Source organism: Streptomyces sp. L2, assembly GCF_004124325.1.
In the GTDB taxonomy this organism is placed as follows: domain Bacteria; phylum Actinomycetota; class Actinomycetes; order Streptomycetales; family Streptomycetaceae; genus Streptomyces.
The window spans coordinates 2,287,595-2,303,448 of sequence record NZ_QBDT01000001.1 but is presented as its reverse complement, the minus strand read 5'-3'; the positions used below and the strand labels follow the sequence as shown (position 1 = coordinate 2,303,448).

Annotated in this window: 13 protein-coding genes; 8 read left to right on the top strand and 5 right to left on the bottom strand. The window is 72.3% G+C overall.

Annotation, left to right across the window (positions count from 1 at the left end; all coding sequences use genetic code 11):
• Positions 1-107 precede the first annotated feature (107 nt).
• Entirely contained in the window at positions 108-2,528 is a 2,421-nt protein-coding gene (gene lon / locus DBP14_RS09645) for an endopeptidase La (protein ID WP_129306608.1), read from the top strand.
• A gap of 133 nt (positions 2,529-2,661) precedes the next feature.
• Here the strand turns inward: lon and DBP14_RS09640 are convergent, their stop codons facing one another.
• Positions 2,662-3,486: a lysozyme gene (locus DBP14_RS09640; RefSeq protein ID WP_129306607.1), complete on the bottom strand. Its 825-nt coding sequence runs from the start codon at positions 3,484-3,486 to the stop codon at positions 2,662-2,664.
• 242 nt (positions 3,487-3,728) lie between these two features.
• Here DBP14_RS09640 and DBP14_RS09635 point away from each other — a divergent pair, with 242 nt between their 5' ends.
• Positions 3,729-4,241 carry a MarR family transcriptional regulator gene (locus DBP14_RS09635; RefSeq protein ID WP_129311762.1) on the top strand — a complete coding sequence of 171 codons (513 nt, stop codon included), beginning with the start codon at positions 3,729-3,731 and terminating at the stop codon, positions 4,239-4,241.
• A gap of 27 nt (positions 4,242-4,268) precedes the next feature.
• On the opposite strand, the gene DBP14_RS09630 is transcribed toward DBP14_RS09635, so the two are convergent.
• Positions 4,269-5,057, bottom strand: coding sequence for a protein phosphatase 2C domain-containing protein (locus DBP14_RS09630; protein WP_129306606.1), 789 nt, complete (start codon positions 5,055-5,057; stop codon positions 4,269-4,271).
• Between the two features lie 384 nt (positions 5,058-5,441).
• On the opposite strand from DBP14_RS09630, the gene DBP14_RS09625 reads away from it, so the two are divergent.
• From DBP14_RS09625 to DBP14_RS09605, 5 genes are all read left to right on the top strand, one after another.
• Positions 5,442-8,900 carry a nitrate- and nitrite sensing domain-containing protein gene (locus DBP14_RS09625; protein WP_129306605.1) on the top strand — a complete coding sequence of 1,153 codons (3,459 nt, stop codon included), beginning with the start codon at positions 5,442-5,444 and terminating at the stop codon, positions 8,898-8,900.
• Positions 8,897-9,394 (top strand): roadblock/LC7 domain-containing protein, encoded by a 498-nt coding sequence (locus tag DBP14_RS09620; protein ID WP_129306604.1) that lies wholly within the window; start codon positions 8,897-8,899, stop codon positions 9,392-9,394. The genes DBP14_RS09625 and DBP14_RS09620 overlap by 4 nt, the downstream gene beginning before the upstream one ends.
• Positions 9,391-9,828, top strand: coding sequence for a DUF742 domain-containing protein (locus DBP14_RS09615; RefSeq protein ID WP_129306603.1), 438 nt, complete (start codon positions 9,391-9,393; stop codon positions 9,826-9,828). The genes DBP14_RS09620 and DBP14_RS09615 overlap by 4 nt, the downstream gene beginning before the upstream one ends.
• Positions 9,809-10,453, top strand: a complete 645-nt coding sequence (locus DBP14_RS09610; protein ID WP_129306602.1) for an ATP/GTP-binding protein — start codon at positions 9,809-9,811, stop codon at positions 10,451-10,453. The genes DBP14_RS09615 and DBP14_RS09610 overlap by 20 nt, the downstream gene beginning before the upstream one ends.
• 97 nt (positions 10,454-10,550) lie before the next feature.
• Positions 10,551-11,798: a styrene monooxygenase/indole monooxygenase family protein gene (locus tag DBP14_RS09605; protein ID WP_129306601.1), complete on the top strand. Its 1,248-nt coding sequence runs from the start codon at positions 10,551-10,553 to the stop codon at positions 11,796-11,798.
• Between the two features lie 124 nt (positions 11,799-11,922).
• Here the strand turns inward: DBP14_RS09605 and DBP14_RS09600 are convergent, their stop codons facing one another.
• On the bottom strand, positions 11,923-12,948 hold the full coding sequence (locus DBP14_RS09600; protein WP_129306600.1) for a C40 family peptidase: 1,026 nt from the start codon (positions 12,946-12,948) through the stop codon (positions 11,923-11,925).
• 111 nt (positions 12,949-13,059) lie between these two features.
• Entirely contained in the window at positions 13,060-13,389 is a 330-nt protein-coding gene (locus tag DBP14_RS09595; RefSeq protein ID WP_129306599.1) for a hypothetical protein, read from the bottom strand.
• A 170-nt stretch (positions 13,390-13,559) separates the two neighbouring features.
• Here DBP14_RS09595 and DBP14_RS09590 point away from each other — a divergent pair, with 170 nt between their 5' ends.
• Complete coding sequence (locus tag DBP14_RS09590; RefSeq protein ID WP_164992286.1) at positions 13,560-14,714, top strand: RNA-guided endonuclease TnpB family protein; 1,155 nt, start codon at positions 13,560-13,562, stop codon at positions 14,712-14,714.
• 99 nt (positions 14,715-14,813) lie between these two features.
• Here DBP14_RS09590 and DBP14_RS09585 read toward each other — a convergent pair whose 3' ends face one another.
• Positions 14,814-15,464: a TetR/AcrR family transcriptional regulator gene (locus DBP14_RS09585; RefSeq protein WP_129306598.1), complete on the bottom strand. Its 651-nt coding sequence runs from the start codon at positions 15,462-15,464 to the stop codon at positions 14,814-14,816.
• Between the last annotated feature and the right edge of the window lie 390 nt (positions 15,465-15,854).

The window sequence follows — 15,854 nt, the reverse complement described above, 5'->3', positions numbered from 1 at the left end:
CCCCCTGACGCGCACCTGATCGCTCAAAGCGAACAAGGGAAGGGAACACCACTCACCCTCGGGTAGTTGAGTCGGCATAGCTCAACTTCACTGCCAAAGGGGAGACCATGTCGACTGAGCACACCCCATTCACCCTCGTCCTCCCGGTGCTGCCGCTGGACAGCGAAGTCGTCCTGCCCGGCATGGTGGTCCCGCTCGACCTGAGCGACGGCGACGTGCGGGCCGCCGTGGAGGCCGCCCAGGCCGCCGCCCGCGACGAGCCCGGCAAGCCCAAGGTGCTGCTCGTCCCCCGCATCGACGGCACGTACGCGAAGACCGGCGTGCTCGGCACCGTCGAGCAGGTGGGCCGGCTGGCCGACGGCGACCCCGGCGCCCTGATCAGGGGCCGCGGCCGCGTGCGGATCGGCGCCGGCACCACCGGACCCGGCGCCGCCCTCTGGGTCGAGGGCACCCGGATCGACGAGAGCGTGCCGGACCCCCTGCCCGGCCAGGTCGCCGAACTCGTCAAGGAGTACAAGGCCCTCGCCACGGCCTGGCTGCGCAAGCGCGGCGCCTGGCAGGTGGTGGACCGGGTGCAGGCCATCGACGACGTGTCCGCACTCGCCGACAACTCCGGGTACTCGCCGTTCCTGACCACCGAGCAGAAGGTCGAACTGCTGGAGACCGCCGACCCGGTCGCCCGCCTCAGGCTCGCCACCCAGCAGCTGCGCGACCACCTCGCCGAGCAGGACGTCGCCGAGACCATCGCCAAGGACGTCCAGGAGGGCGTCGACAAGCAGCAGCGCGAGTTCCTGCTGCGCCGCCAGCTCGAAGCCGTCCGCAAGGAACTGCGGGAGATCAACGGCGAGCAGGACGGCGAGGAGTCCGACGACTACCGCGCCCGGGTCGAGGCCGCCGACCTGCCCGAGAAGGTCCGCGAGGCCGCCCTCAAGGAGGTCGACAAGCTGGAGCGGGCGAGCGACCAGTCGCCCGAGGGCAGCTGGATCCGCACCTGGCTGGACACGGTCCTCGAACTGCCGTGGAACGAGCGGACCGAGGACGCGTACGACATCCAGGGCGCCCAGGCGGTCCTGGACGCCGAGCACGCGGGCCTGGAGGACGTGAAGGAGCGCATCACCGAGTACCTGGCGGTCCGCAAGCGCCGCGGCGAACGCGGGCTCGGCGTGATCGGCGGGCGGCGCGGGGGCGCGGTCCTGGCGCTCGTCGGACCGCCCGGCGTCGGCAAGACCTCGCTCGGCGAGTCCGTCGCGCACGCGATGGGCCGGAAGTTCGTGCGCGTGGCCCTCGGCGGCGTCCGCGACGAGGCCGAGATCCGCGGCCACCGCCGTACGTACGTCGGCGCGCTGCCCGGCCGGATCGTCCGCGCGATCAAGGAGGCCGGCTCGATGAACCCGGTCGTCCTGCTCGACGAGATCGACAAGGTGGGCTCCGACTTCCGCGGCGATCCCGCGGCGGCCCTCCTCGAAGTCCTCGACCCCGCCCAGAACCACACCTTCCGCGACCACTACCTGGAGGTCGAACTCGACCTCTCCGACGTCGTCTTCCTCGCCACCGCCAACGTCCTGGAGGCCGTCCCCGAGGCCCTCGCCGACCGTATGGAGATCGTCCGCCTGGACGGCTACACCGAGGACGAGAAGGTCGTCATCGCCCGCGACCACCTGCTCCCGCGCCAGCTGGAGCGGGCGGGCCTGGACGCGGACGAGGTCACGCTCGACGAGAGCGCCCTGCGCAAGCTGGCCGGCGAGTACACCCGCGAGGCGGGCGTGCGCACCCTGGAGCGCTCCATCGCCCGGCTGCTGCGCAAGGTGGCGGCCCAGCACGAACTGGGCGGCCGTGAGCTGCCGTTCACCGTCACGGACGCCGAGCTGCGCGGCCTGATCGGCCGACCGCACCACGTGCCCGAGTCGGCCCAGGACCCGGCCGAGCGCCGTACGGCCGTGCCCGGCGTGGCGACGGGGCTCGCGGTCACCGGGGCCGGTGGCGACGTGCTGTTCGTGGAGGCGTCCCTCGCCGACCCGGAGACGGGTGCGGCGGGCCTGACCCTGACCGGTCAGCTGGGTGACGTGATGAAGGAGTCAGCGCAGATCGCCCTGAGCTTCCTGCGCAGCCACGGCGCCGAGCTGGAACTGCCGGTCGCCGACCTGAAGGACCGGGGCGTGCACATCCACTTCCCGGCGGGCGCGGTCCCCAAGGACGGCCCGAGCGCCGGCATCACGATGACTACGGCCCTCGCGTCCCTGCTCTCCGGCCGCCTGGTCCGCACGGACGTGGCGATGACCGGTGAGGTCTCGCTGACGGGCCGCGTGCTGCCCATCGGCGGCGTCAAGCAGAAGCTGCTGGCCGCCCACCGCGCCGGGGTCACCACGGTGATCATTCCCAAGCGCAACGAGCCCGACCTGGACGACGTCCCGGCGGAGATCCTGGACACGCTCGACGTCCACCCCGTCACGGACGTCCGCCAGGTCCTCGAACTGGCCCTCGCACCGGCCACCAACGGCGCGGAGGCGGAGGTCCCGGCCGCGGCGTGACGGACGCGGCCGGAAGGGGAAGGCCCGGGTCCCGTGAGGGAGGCCCGGGCCTTCGCCGTACGAACCGGAGTACGACCGGGTACGACCGGAGTACGTCCGGCCTACGGCCGTGGGGCGGCCGTAGGCGGGCGCCTCAGCCGAGGGCGAGCGCCTGGACCCGGTCGAGAGCTCCGTTGAACTTGTCGTGGTCGCCGACGGTCGGACCGGACGAGGTGTACTGCCACATCGTGTAGTAGCCCCAGCTGGCCGGCAGGGTGCCCGGGGTGGAGGAGTAGCGGGCGATCCACAGGGGGTTGTAGGCGGCGAAGCCGCCGTAGTTGCCGGTGCACTGGGTCCACCAGCTGGTGGCCGTGTAGATGACGGCGTCACGGCCGGTGCGGGCCTTGTACTGGTTGAGGAAGTCGCGGATCCAGCTGACCATGCCGCTCTGCGACTTGCCGTAGCAGGCGGCGCCGTACGGGTCCCACTCGATGTCGAGGGCGCCGGGCAGCGTCTTGCCGTCGCGGGACCAGCCGCCGCCGTGGTCGACGAAGTAGTTGGCCTGGGTGGCGCCGCTGGTGGTGTCCGGGGTCGCGAAGTGGTAGGCGCCGCGGATCATGCCGACGTTGTAGGAGCCGTTGTACTGCTGGGCGAAGTACGGGTTGGTGTAGTACGTGCCTTCCGTGGCCTTCGTGTACGCCCAGCGGACCCCGCTGTTCCACAGGGTGCTCCAGGCGACGTTGCCCTGGTAGCCGGCGACGTCGACGCCCTCGGTCTGGGTGGCGTCACTGCTCGTGGGCGTGCCGCTGCGGCCGTCGTGGGCGAGGACGCCCATGCCCATGTGGGCGGTGCCGCGGGCGGGCGTGGTCGCGGCGTGGGCGGGGGTGAGCGGGAGGGTGAGAGCGAGGGCCGCGAGCAGCGTGGTCACGAGGGCCGCGAGGCCGCGGGGGCGGATGGTGCCGGGTCTGTGCACGGGCATGACGTGCCTCCGGGGAGGGGTGGGGGGATCCGTGTGGGGGGATCCGTGAGAAGTGACCGGTAACCCACTGGCGTGGGCATGCCATGTGTTGACTGACCCTGACGCTACGCACGTAGATGACGCCGGGGAAGGGGGTCCGGGAGCTGCCGTTGGTCTACGCCTGCGAAATACTGGCGGAGCTGCGGCAATGTGGGCGTTTGACGGAAACTTTCATGACTGCGAAACCGATCAGGGGTGCTGACGTGCACGAGGACGGAAACGGCGGTGGACCGCGCGTCGGCGCGGAGGTGACGCCGAGTGGTGCAGACCAGGAATTCCTGTCGCTGGAACGCGAGTTGACGGTACTGCTGCGCCGCGCCCGGGCCAGTCAGGGCGAGATGGCCCGCGAGGTGCACCCCGGTCTGGAGTCCTCGGCGTACGGCCTGCTCATCCGCCTCGACGAGCTGGGTGGGCAGCGCGCCACCGAGCTGGCCGCATACGTCGGCGTCGGCAAGGCCACCATGTCCCGGCAGCTGCGCGCCCTGGAGGAGCTGGGCCTGGTCGCCCGGGAGCCGGATCCGGCCGACGGACGGGCCTGGCTGGTGACGCTCACGGACGTGGGCCGCGGCCGGGTCGGCAAGGTCCGCGAGGCCCGCCGTGCCCGCTACGTCAACCAGCTCGCCCACTGGGACCGCCGCGAGGTCGCCGAACTCGCCCGCCTGCTGCACGAGCTGAACGGCTCCTGGCGCACCGGCCCGCACCACACCCACGCGTAGCCGCCCGCCCGGCGGGCCGGGGGCCGCTCACAGCTCCACGAGGGCCGCCGTCGCGTCGTCGTGCGTCTTGCCGCGGCCCAGGTGCACCCGCGCCTCCCGGTCGGCCGCCTCCAGCCGCCGTACCCGCTCGACCAGGGACCCCGCGCCCTCCTTCTGGACGACGTCGAACAGGTCCGTCCAGTCGCCCTCGCCGAACTTCTCCGTCCAGCGGGCCGCCCCGTCCGTGAGCGCGACCAGCGCGCCGACCTCCCGGCGGGGCAGCGTGCCGACGACCGCCCGGGAGGCCACGGCGGGGTCGGCGGCGGCCGTGAAGAAGCCGCCCTCCCGGTTGCGCAGGGTGGCGTCCACGAGCGCGTCCGTGGCCAGCGCGGAGCGCGGCAGCCGGGCGAGGCGGTCGTCCAGGACGGGCGTGACCGTGCCGCCGGGGGCCCGCAGGAGCAGCACGGAGTCGGACAGGACCAGGTACTCCACCGTGTCGGCGGACCAGCGGGCCACGGCGACGGTTGCCTGCGGTGTTCGCACGTGAGAAAGGTCACAGGTGTCCGCATGGGCGTCGGCGGTGCGGCCGATCGCACGCGCGAGGATCTCGGTCAGGGTCAGATCCCGGTAGGAAACGGTCAGTTCGGTCAGCGCCCCGCCGAGCCGCGCCGTGTACCAGGGAACGGGATGCAGACAGCCCGTCGCACCGCCGGGCGGCGTCACCCCGTCCAGCACGACCACGCAACCTCCCTGTCCGGAGGCGGGTAGTCCGACACCGGCCCAGTCCTCGTTGGGGCGGGCCGCGTCACCGGGTTCCGAAACCAGATCAGTACGCATCCGGCCAGTCTGCACGACCTCTTCACCCGGTCCGCCAAAGGCTGGCAAGCACCGCCGAATTGACACGGCCTCGCAGGTCAGGCGCCTGATTTGGGAGGGAATGACGCACTCCGGGCGCGCGTGGCGGCGAATACTGCCAAAGCCTGCCGCGCGCGTCCAACCGGCCCGCCGTACAAGGGCGTCGCGCACGCCACCGGAACTTGCCCGCCAACTCTCCTCCGATGTTCACTCCTTCGGGTGGCGGGTCAGGTGATGCGCGTCCACCACCCACCGGCGCTGGGAGGGTCGGGAACCGTACGAACCGGGTGTACGCACCACATGGCACCGTGCTGACGGGGCGCCATCCGGGCCCCTGGGGAGACGAGTTCAGGATTGCGAGCACCGGTGCAGAAGAAGCGGCCTCGGCGCACAGGCAGGCAGACGGCCCCCGAAGGGACCGGTGAGCAGCCGCCCGTCGGCGCCGGCCGCCCGACCCATGTGCGCACCCGGCTCATCGTCGCCGTCGCCGTGGTCGCCGCGGCCGTCGCCGGAGCCGGCGCACCGTCCGTCCTCACCGCCTCCTCGGACCTCAGCGACTCCCAGGACCTGGTGACCCTGGCCACCCGCACCCAGGACGCGCTCACCCTCGCCCACTCCCTCGCCGACGAGCGCGACGAGGTCACCTCCTACGTCGCCGCCGGCCGCCCCAAGGCCAAGGCGCCCTCCGAGCAGCGCAGCGCCCGCGTCGACCGCCAGGTCGAGGATCTGCGCGCCGACACCGACACCCCGGCCGCGCTGCGCCACGACCTCGACGGCATCGCCGCCGTACGGCGCTCCGCCCTCACCGGCAAGACCGACGCCCTGCGCACCCACCAGGCGTACTCGGCGCTGATCACCGAGCTGCACCGGATGGCCGACGAACTGGCCGAGCAGATGCCGCCCCGGGCCGGGTCCGGCGCCTACGCGCTCGCCGAACTGGACTCCGCCGTCCAGCAGTCCGCCGCCGCCCGCGGCCTGCTGCTCGCCGCGCTGAACGTGCCGACGAGCAGCCAGACCGTGATCAACCCCGTCACCGGCCTGCCCAGCACCACCAGGACCACCACCGACGCCGACCGCAAACAGCGCGACGCCCTCACCGCCGCCGCCCAGCAGGCCCGCCTGCGCTCCGACGCGGCCGTCGCCGACTTCCGTGAGACCGCGCCCAAGGCGGCGGTGGACTCCTACGACTCCACGGTCACCGGCCCCGAGGTCAACTCCGCCGACACCTACCTCGCCAGGCTCACCGACCAGCCCACCCTCGCCGACAGCGAGCTGACCACCAGCACCAAGAAGCTGGACGCGGCCCTGTCCGCACGGGTCGACCTGATGCGGGGCGTGGAGGCAGCCCTCTACGACCACCGCACCAAGGATCTCGAAGCGCTCCGGGACGACGACGTCACCGCGCTGGAGATCCGGATCGCCGTCCTCGGCGCCCTGATGCTCGTCGCCGTCGGCCTCGCCACCGCCATGGCCCGCACGCTCACCCGCCCGCTGTCCGTGCTGCGGCGCGGCTCGGCCCGGCTCGCGCAGTCCGACGACCCGGCGGCCCAGGACCCGGTCACGTTCACCGGCCGCAACGACGAGTTCGCCCAGGTCGTCCGGTCCGTCAACGCCCTGCACGGGCACGCCGTCGCCCTGCACCAGCGGGTCGCCACCCTGGAGACCGACCGCAAGCACCTGGTCGGCCAGCGGCAGCGGATGGCCGACGCCCGCGAGGCCCTCAAGGCCGAACTGTCGGACGCTGCCGACCAGTTGCAGCGACTGCGCACCAGCATCAGCGGCACGTTCGTCAACCTCGCCCTGCGCACCCTGGGCCTGGTCGAACGCCAGCTCGCCGTCATCGAGGGCCTGGAGGAGCGGGAGCAGGACCCCGACCGGCTGGCCACGCTGTTCAAGCTCGACCACTTCGCCACGGTCATGCGCCGCCACAGCGAGAACCTGCTCGTCCTGGCCGGCACCGAGCACGTCCAGCAGCACCCCGGCCCGGTGCCGCTCGTCGACGTGGTCCGCGCGGCGGTCAGCGAGATCGAACGCTACGAGCGCGTCCGAATCGCGGCCCTCCCGCCCCACGCCCACGTGGCCGGATTCGCCGCGGACGACCTCTCCCACCTGCTCGCCGAACTCATGGAGAACGCCACCTCGTTCTCCCCGCCCGACCTGCCCGTCGAGGTCTCCGGCTGGCTGCTGGAGTCCGGCGAGGTCATGCTCTCCGTCCAGGACGAGGGCATCGGCATGGCCGCCGAGCGCCTGGACCGCCTCAACACCCGCCTCACCGAGTTCGACCCCGAGGCGCCGTACGACCAGGAGGGCGAGGACGGTCTCGGCCTCGGCCTCTACGTGGTGGCCCGGCTCGCCCACCGCCACGGTGTCCGCGTCCAGCTCCGCGATCCCAAGCAGGGGGGTGTCACGGCGGTCGTCGTCCTGCCCCAGTCCCTCCTCACCGGCCCGCCCACAGCCGCGGTCCCGCCCCCGGCGACAGCCTCCGGCCCCACCCACACCTTCACCCTCCCCGGCGCCGAGTCCGAGGCCAACTCCAACGTCCTCCACACCCGCCCCAAGCCTGTCGACCCCCTGGTAGCCCTCGCCGAACACACGGCCCGGGAGGCCGGGGAACCTGCGGAGGCCGGTCAGACCGGGGAGCCTGCGGCGCCTGAGGAGTTCGGGCAGGCCGGGGACGCTGCGGCGATCGCGGGGGCCGAGGAAGCCGGGGAGGCCGCGGGACCGGCGGCGACTGACGAGGCCGGGGAGGCCGGGGAGGCCGGAGGACCGGCGTGGACCGACGAGGTCGGGGAGCCCAAGAAGGCCAGTGAGGTCGGGGAGTTCAAGAAGGCCGGTGAGGCCGGGGAGGCTGGGGGACCGGCGGCGGCCACCGAGGCCGGTGAGGCCGAGAAGGCTGAGAAGGCCCGGGAGGCCGGGGGACCGGCGGCGATCGAGGAGCTCGGTACCCCGTGGGCTGCCGACGGGCAGGAAGCGGCCGCCGCCCCGAACCAGGTCACGGAGACCCACACTCGGCCGGAGTCCTCCGAGGAGCCGTCCACCCGGGAGCCGTCCCGCCCGAAGGCCCCCCCGGAGACGTTCGCCGAGACGACGATGGAACTCTTCCTCCCGGACCTCGCGGCCCCCAGGCAGCCCGAGGAAGCCGCACAGCCCGGGAACGGCTCGTCCGCCTCGGCCCCCGCGCACCCCTCGGCCCCCGGGCAGCCCGAGGAACCGGCAGGGCCCGCAGACGGCCCGTCCGCCACGGACCACGCGCACCCCGCTGTCCCGGCCCCCGCCACCGGCGAGTCCGCCGCTCCCCACGACGCACGCGCGGCCGCGGGCGGTGAGGACGCGCCACTGGGGCCACCCGCACCCGGCGACGAAAGCCGCACGGGCACCGGTGAGTCCGCCGCTCCCCACGACGCACGCGCGGCCGCGGGCGGTGAGGACGCCCCGCTGGGGCCACCCGCACCCGGCGACGAAAGCCGCACGGGCACCGGTGAGTCCGCCGCTCCCCACGACGCACGCGCGGCCGCCGGCGGTGAGGACGCCCCGCTGGGGACACCCGCACCCGGCGAAAGCCGCACGGGTGGTGCGGGTGGGAACGGAGACCGCGCCGAAGCCGGAGGCGAGGCGGTCACCAGCAAGGGCCTCCCCAAGCGCACACCCAGGATCACCGCACCCACCGCCCCGCCCCGCCAGCGCCCCGCATCCCTCGACGCCGAAGCCCTCCGCCGCAGGCTCGGCGGCTTCCGCCAGGGCGCACAGGCCGGCTACCGGGCCGTAGAAGAAGAGAACCGCACCGAACCAGTCACGGGGGGCCCAGCCGAGGAGGCAAGCAGTTGACCGCGCCCAGTACCTATGGACTGAGCAGTGAAGCCCGCAACCTGCACTGGCTGCTGACCAACCTGGTCGAGGAAGTACCCGGCATCCAGTCCGTCGCCGTCGTCTCCTCCGACGGCCTGCTGCTCCTGTCCTCCGACCCCGCCCGCACCCAGGCGTCCCGAGAGGCCCGCCCCGCCCGGGGCCCCCGCGGCTCCTCCGCCGACCTCGCCACCATCGTCTCCGGCATCGGCAGCCTCACCCTCGGCGCCGCCAGGCTGATGGACCTCGGCGGGGTCAAGCACACCATGGTCGCCATGGACGAGGGCAGCCTGTTCGTGATGTCGATCAGTGACGGCTCCCTCCTCGGCGTGCACGGCTCCGCGGAGTGCGACATGAGCGTCGTGGCGTACCACATGGCCCTCTTCGTCGGCCGCGCCGGCCACGTCCTCACCCCCGAACTCCGCAGCGAACTGCGCCAGTCCCTGACGTCCGAGCCCACCGGGAGCACCCGATGAGCGGCCCTGCGAAAAGCGCGAGGAACGCGCGCAAACACCTTCCCGTGCGCGGTGGCGCCCGTAAGCCCGCCCGCGTCCGCCCCTACTCGCTGACCGGCGGCCGTACCCGCTTCGGGCACGTCCTGCTGGTGGAGACGTTCGTCGGGAGCACCGCCGCTCTCGAAGCCCCCGAGGAACGCCGGGAACTGACGAGCGCCCCGGCCTCCCGGGTCATGCCGGAGATGCGCGCCATCGTCGAACTGTGCCGCCGCATGCGCACGGTGGCCGAGATCGCCGCGCTGCTGAAGATGCCGCTCGGCGTGGTCCGCGTCCTGCTGAGCGACCTCGCGGACCAGGGAAAGATCCGTGTGTACGGCACCGGGACCGGGCACGGCACCGGCCGCCCGGACCGCGCGCTGCTGGAAAGGGTGCTGAGTGGACTCCGTCGTCTCTGACGCCGCTCCTGGCGTCTCCCCGCTCGTCGGCCCCGAGCCCGACGAGAACCTGCGGTCCTGGCAGACGGACCCGACGCGGGCCCCGATCGCCACGAAGATAGTCGTGGCCGGCGGCTTCGGCGTCGGCAAGACGACCCTGGTCACGGCCGTCTCGGAGATCACTCCGCTGCAGACCGAGGCGCTGATGACCGAGGCGAGCGAGGACACCGACGACCTCACCGCCACGCCGGGCAAGCTGTCGACGACCGTGGCCATGGACTTCGGCCGCCTCACGCTCGATGACGACCTGGTGCTCTACCTGTTCGGCACGCCGGGCCAGCAGCGGTTCTGGTTCATGTGGGACGACCTGGTGCGCGGTGCGATCGGCGCCGTCGTGCTCGCCGACACCCGCCGGCTGAAGGACTGCTTCCCCGCGCTGGACTACTTCGAGAGCTGCGGTATGCCGTACGTCGTCGCCGTCAACCACTTCGACGGCACCGAGCGGTTCGAGCCGGAGGACGTGCGCGAGGCCTTGACGATCCCCCCGCACGTCCCTGTCATGATCATGGACGCGCGACGGCGGATCTCGGCCATCGAGACCCTCCTGGCCCTGGTGGCCCACGCCCTGGACGAAACCCCCGAGTAGTCCCGGGCCGGGCCGCCGTCCGGGCCCCGGCACCCCACCGTCGTCACCAGCCTTCGCAGCAAGCCCGCCCAGTAGGACCCGTAGGAGACGCACCCGTATGCGGAAGATACTCGTCGTCGGAGCCGGCCAGTCCGGACTCCAGCTCGCCCTCGGCCTGCAGTCGCACGGCTACGAGGTCACACTGATGTCCAACCGGACCGCGGACGAGATCCGCTCCGGCCGGGTCATGTCCACGCAGTGCATGTTCGACACGGCCCTGCAGCACGAGCGCGATCTCCAGCTGAACTTCTGGGAGTCCCAGGCCCCGAAGATCGAGGGACTCGGCGTCTCGGTCGCGGCCCCCGGCTCGCACGACCCCGGGCCGACCCAGCGGGCCATCGACTGGGTGGGCAGGCTCGGCGGCTACGCCCAGTCCGTCGACCAGCGGGTGAAGATGGCCGGCTGGATGGAGACCTTCGCCCAGCGCGGCGGCCAGCTGGTCATCCACGGCGCGGCCGTCGGCGACCTCGACTACTTCTCCCGCACCTACGACCTCGTCCTGGTGTCCGCCGGCAAGGGCGAGCTGGTGTCGATGTTCGCCCGCGACGCCGAGCGCTCCCCGTACAGCGAGCCGCAGCGCGCGCTCGCGGTGGCCTACGTCCACGGGCTGGGCCCGCGCCCCGAGCACCCCGGCTTCCACGCCGTGCGCTGCAACCTGGTCCCCGGCGTCGGCGAGCTGTTCATCATGCCGACGCTGACCACCTCAGGGCCGGCCGACATCCTCTTCTGGGAGGGCATACCCGGCGGCCCGCTGGACGCCTTCGGCGGGATCAAGGACCCGGCGGAACACCTCTCCCTGACCCTGGAACTCATGGAGAAGTTCACGCCGTGGGAGTACGCGCGGGCCACCAAGGTCGAACTCACGGACGCCGGCGGCACGCTGGCCGGCCGGTACGCGCCGACCGTCCGCAACCCGGTCGGCCGGCTCCCCGGCGGCGGCCTGGTCCTCGGCGTGGCCGACGTGGTCGTCGCCAACGACCCCATCACCGGCCAGGGCTCCAACTCGGCGTCCAAGTGCGCGGCGGCCTACCTCGCCTCCATCCTGGAGCGGGGGGACCTGCCGTTCGACGAGGAATGGATGCGGGGGGCGTTCGACCGGTACTGGGGGACGGCGCAGCATGTCACCAAGTGGACCAACGCGATGCTGGGTCCGCCGCCTGAGCATGTGCTGAACCTCATCGGGGCCGCGGGGGAGTTGCAGCCGGTGGCTGATCGGTTCGCCAATGCGTTCAATGATCCGGCCGACTTCGAGAACTTCTTCTTCGAGCCGGAGAAGTGTCAGGCGTACCTCGCTTCGGTGGCCTGATCGCCGTAGGGGCGGGGGCTGTTCGGCAGCTGCCGGCGCGTTGTGGCTTGTCGCGCCCACGCGGCGGAGCCGCACATCGATTCAGCCCCGCGCCGCTTCAGGTTGGCTGCCCCTTCTGTGGGCTTCAAGGGCGGACCGCGCCCAGGACTGGATAGCTCGCCAGGGGTGAGACCTTGACCTTTTCTCCTGGGCGGGGGGCCTGGACCACCTGTTTGTCGCCGATGTAGAGGGCGACGTGGGTGGCCTTGGGGTAGTAGACGATGAGGTCGCCGGGGCGGAGTTGGTCGAGGGGGATTTTGGGGAGGCGGGACCACTGGTCCTGGCTGGTGCGGGGGATGGGGGTGCCGGCGTGGGCCCAGGCCTGGGCGGTCAGGCCTGAGCAGTCGTACGACGCCGGGCCCTGCGCTCCCCAGGCGTACGGCTTGCCGACCTGGGCCAGGGCGTAGCCGACCGCACGCCGGGCGGTCGGGGTCGGGGGGCGGTCGTCGCCGCTGAGGGCGCCGGAGGTGGTGAGGCTGCGCTGGGCGTCGGTGACGCCGGCCTGCTCCAGCTTCGCGATCTCGCTGAGCTGCTCGGGGGTGAGGGTGGCCAGAAGGCGTTCGATGTCGCCGAGCCTGGCCTGCACGTCGTCCCGTGCCTTCTTCTGCTTTCCGGCCAGGGTGAGCCGGGTGTCCAGGGCCTCGCGGGCGGCCTTGGCCAGGGCGTCCTGCTTCTTCTCGGCGCCGGTCAGGCGGCCCACGGTCCGGGTGCGCTGCTCGGCGAGTTCGCCGATGACGTGGCCTTCGTCCAGGGCGTGCTGGGGGTCGGGGGCGAGGAGGAGGCGGACGTAGGGGGAGATGTCGTCGGCCCCCTGGTACTGCTGGCGGGCCAGTTGTCCCACGGCGGTCCGGCTGTCCTGGAGGGAGAGGCGGGCGTGGGCCAGGGCGGCGTCGAGGCGGCCGACCTCGGCGCGCTGCCGTGTGAGCTTCTCCTGGGTGCCGTCGTAGGTCTGGGTGGCCTCCTCCGCCTGCTGGTACAGCCGCTGAAGGTCCGTCAGCAGTTGGGCGACGGTCCGCTGCGGCTGGGGTGCGGCGACCGCGGGGACCGGTGCGAGGGCGGCCTGGGCCGCCATCGCCGCCGTACAGGCCAGACGGAGAAGCACTCCTGACACGTCATCACCTCCGGTGCGGGGAGGCGGCTTTTCCGCTTCCCGGGCACCGGCAGCTTGGGCACGGGTTCGCGCGGTCCGCGCGGCGAGCGTGCGCGGTCCGGCGTAATCGTGTCACCCGTCGGTGTCGTCCGGCTTGCCGGACGGCGTGGTGTGTGGCGCCGGCCCCGAGGGCCGGGGCTCCGGCCTGGACCAGGGCCACCTGAGCCTTCCGCCGTACTTGTCGTCGGGGTCGTAGAGGTACTTCCAGCCCTGGACCAGGCCCAGCCGCTTGCTGTGGCCCCTGGGCACACGGTGGTAGACGAGCACGGTGGGCGGGCCGCCGGCCGCGTCGGGGACGGGGATGCGGTACGTCTTCGGGGGGTGCCCGGTGGGGCCCAGCAGGACCGGGAGCACCCGGCCGTCCATGGGGCCGCCCTCGAAGGGAGTGTCCTGGCTCTTCACCTGTCTCCTTCTGGGATGCCCCGTTCTCTAGGGCGGGGAGGAATCGAAGCTCCTGCGGAGCAGGGCAAGGAGCGGCGATTCGCCGTCACGGCGGATCGCCGTTGCCCCCGGACTTCCCTCGGGTAGCCCCGAGTTGACTGGCTTCCCAGCGGTCTACCAGCGTCATTTGCGTGAAGATAACTGCGCAGGTGAAATCGTTGCCTGCGTCCTCGCATGACGCGGACGCACTGGCAGCGACCCTGCGTGCCTGTAACCGGGCCGCGAACGCGGCCTCGGAAGTGGCCTTCGCCAAGGACTTCAAGCGCCGGAACGTGCTGCAAGAGGCCGTGTACCACCGAATCAAGGCTGACTTTGATTTCGGGGCGCAGGCGGCCGTACGCACGGTCAAGAAGGTGTGCGATGCCTACGCCACGTTCAAGGCGAACCTGCGGGCCGGGAACTACGGCGCGGAAGGCTCCAAGCGCCGCGCCAAGGCGGAGTCGAAGCCGATCCGGTTCCGCGAGGAGTCGGCACAGCCCTTTGATGACCGGATGCTGACCAACCGGGATACCCGGACCGTGTCCATCTGGACGGTGGCCGGACGACTGAAGGGCATCCCGTTCGTCTGCTCCGATCAGGCCATGAACCTGCTCGCCTCGCGTAAGGGCGAATCCGACCTGGTGATGTGGGACGGCATGTTCTTCGTCATCGCCACCATCGACATACCCGAACCTACCGTGATCAAGCCTGACGGCTTTCTCGGCGTGGATCTGGGGATCGTCAACATCGCCACCACCTCGGACGGCCAGATCATGTCCAGCCGTCAGATCAACCGCTACCGGCAGCGCAAGCGCGACCTGCGCGGCAAGCTGCAGAAGAAGCGCACCAAGAGCGCGGCCCGTGTCCTCAAGCGCCAGCGGCGCAAGGAAGCCCGGTACGCCACCCAGCGGAACCACATCATCGCCAAGAAGCTCGTCGCTACCGCTGAACGCACCTCGCGGGGTATCGGTCTGGAAGACCTGACCGGTATCCGGCAGAGGGTTACGGCCAGGAAAGACCAGCGGGCACGACTGCACTCCTGGGCCTTCGCCCAGCTCGACGCCTTTGTCGAGTACAAAGCGAAGCGGGCCGGTGTTGCCGTGGTCCATGTGGACCCGCGCGACACCTCCCGCCAGTGCTCCGAGTGCTGGCACACCCACCGGACCAACCGAGTGGATCAAGCACGGTTCGCCTGCCGGTCCTGCGGGATCGTCCTGCACGCGGACTACAACGGCTCCCGCAACATCGCCCACCGGGCCGACGCCGCGTGGCAGCGGGGCGCAGTCAACCGCCCCAGAACGCCGTAGGCGTTCCGGACGCAGGGTTTCATGGTGGGGCATCAGCTTTCCGTCTCACTCTGCCTGCAAGCCCGGTCCCTCAGGGCCGGGTAGTTGACGGCACCAGTCTCAGACATCCTCGGCGAGCGCGCCGACCAGCTCGGCGGTCTCCGGGTCGCGGGCGGCGGTCACCGTGAGCATCGCGACGAACTCGTCGACCAGCCAGTCGCGCAGCTCGTCGGCCGGGGGCTGCTTGTCCTCGTCGAGCCAGATGAGGGAGGCCGCCTCGACGGCCGTGATCCACACCCGGACGGTCATGCGCAGACGCGGGCCGGGGTCGGAGACGCCGAGGTGGTTGTGGATGTGCTCGGCGGCGGAGCGGCGTACGCCGTCCACGGTGGCGGTGGTCCGGGACGTTTCCACCACGCTGCCGCCCTGGAGGAGGGCGCTGAAGCCGGTGTCGTGCTGGTCGACGAAGGCCAGGTAGCGGTCGAGGGCGCGGGACAGGCGGGGGAGGAGGGGGCCCTGGCGGGGTTCGGCGAAGCAGTGCTGGAGTTCTTCGGCGGCGGATCCGAGCGCGGCCTCGTACAGCTGCTGCTTGCCGCCGGGGAAGTAGCGGTACACCAGGGGGCGGGAGACTCCGGCCGCCTCCGCCACGTCATCGAGGGAGACCTCCTCGGGGGCGCGGTGCGCGAAGAGGGAGAGGGCGGCGTCGAGGAGCTGGGTACGGCGCTCCTCCACGCTGAGCCTTCGGTAGGCGGGGGTGGCGGCCGGGGTCATGCACGTCAGCGTAGTCGCCGGGGGCGCCCGGTCGACCTCCGCCCGCAGCGCGCCGCCCCGGCCCCGGCGGCAGCGCGCCGCCCGGCTCCGGCCGCCCGCCGACCCCGGCCCCGTTGTGGCCGCTCGCGCAGTTCCCCGCGCCCCTTTGGGGTGCTGCCCGGTCTGCGCCGTCTTTGGCTGCGGGCGCGCGGTGGCTTGTCGCGCGGTTCCCCGCGCCTCTTTGGGGTGCTGCCCGGTCTGCGCCGTCTTTGGCTGCGGGCGCGCGGTGGCTTGTCGCGCGGTTCCCCGCGCCTCTTTGGGGCGCTGCCCGGTCTGCGCCGTCTCCGGCTGCCGGCGCGCTGTGGCTGGTCGCGCGGTTCCCCGCGCCCCTGACGGGGCGGTGCCCCGCGT

Excerpts from the sequence above, each read along its gene's own strand:
- DBP14_RS09630 (WP_129306606.1), bottom strand. The coding sequence starts at position 5,057 with ATGCGTACTGATCTGGTTTCGGAACCCGGTGACGCGGCCCGCCCCAAC.
- DBP14_RS09615 (WP_129306603.1), top strand. The coding sequence starts at position 9,391 with ATGAGCGGCCCTGCGAAAAGCGCGAGGAACGCGCGCAAACACCTTCCC.
- DBP14_RS09585 (WP_129306598.1), bottom strand. The coding sequence starts at position 15,464 with ATGACCCCGGCCGCCACCCCCGCCTACCGAAGGCTCAGCGTGGAGGAG.
- DBP14_RS09640 (WP_129306607.1), bottom strand. The coding sequence starts at position 3,486 with ATGCCCGTGCACAGACCCGGCACCATCCGCCCCCGCGGCCTCGCGGCC.
- lon (WP_129306608.1), top strand. The coding sequence starts at position 108 with ATGTCGACTGAGCACACCCCATTCACCCTCGTCCTCCCGGTGCTGCCG.
- DBP14_RS09605 (WP_129306601.1), top strand. The coding sequence starts at position 10,551 with ATGCGGAAGATACTCGTCGTCGGAGCCGGCCAGTCCGGACTCCAGCTC.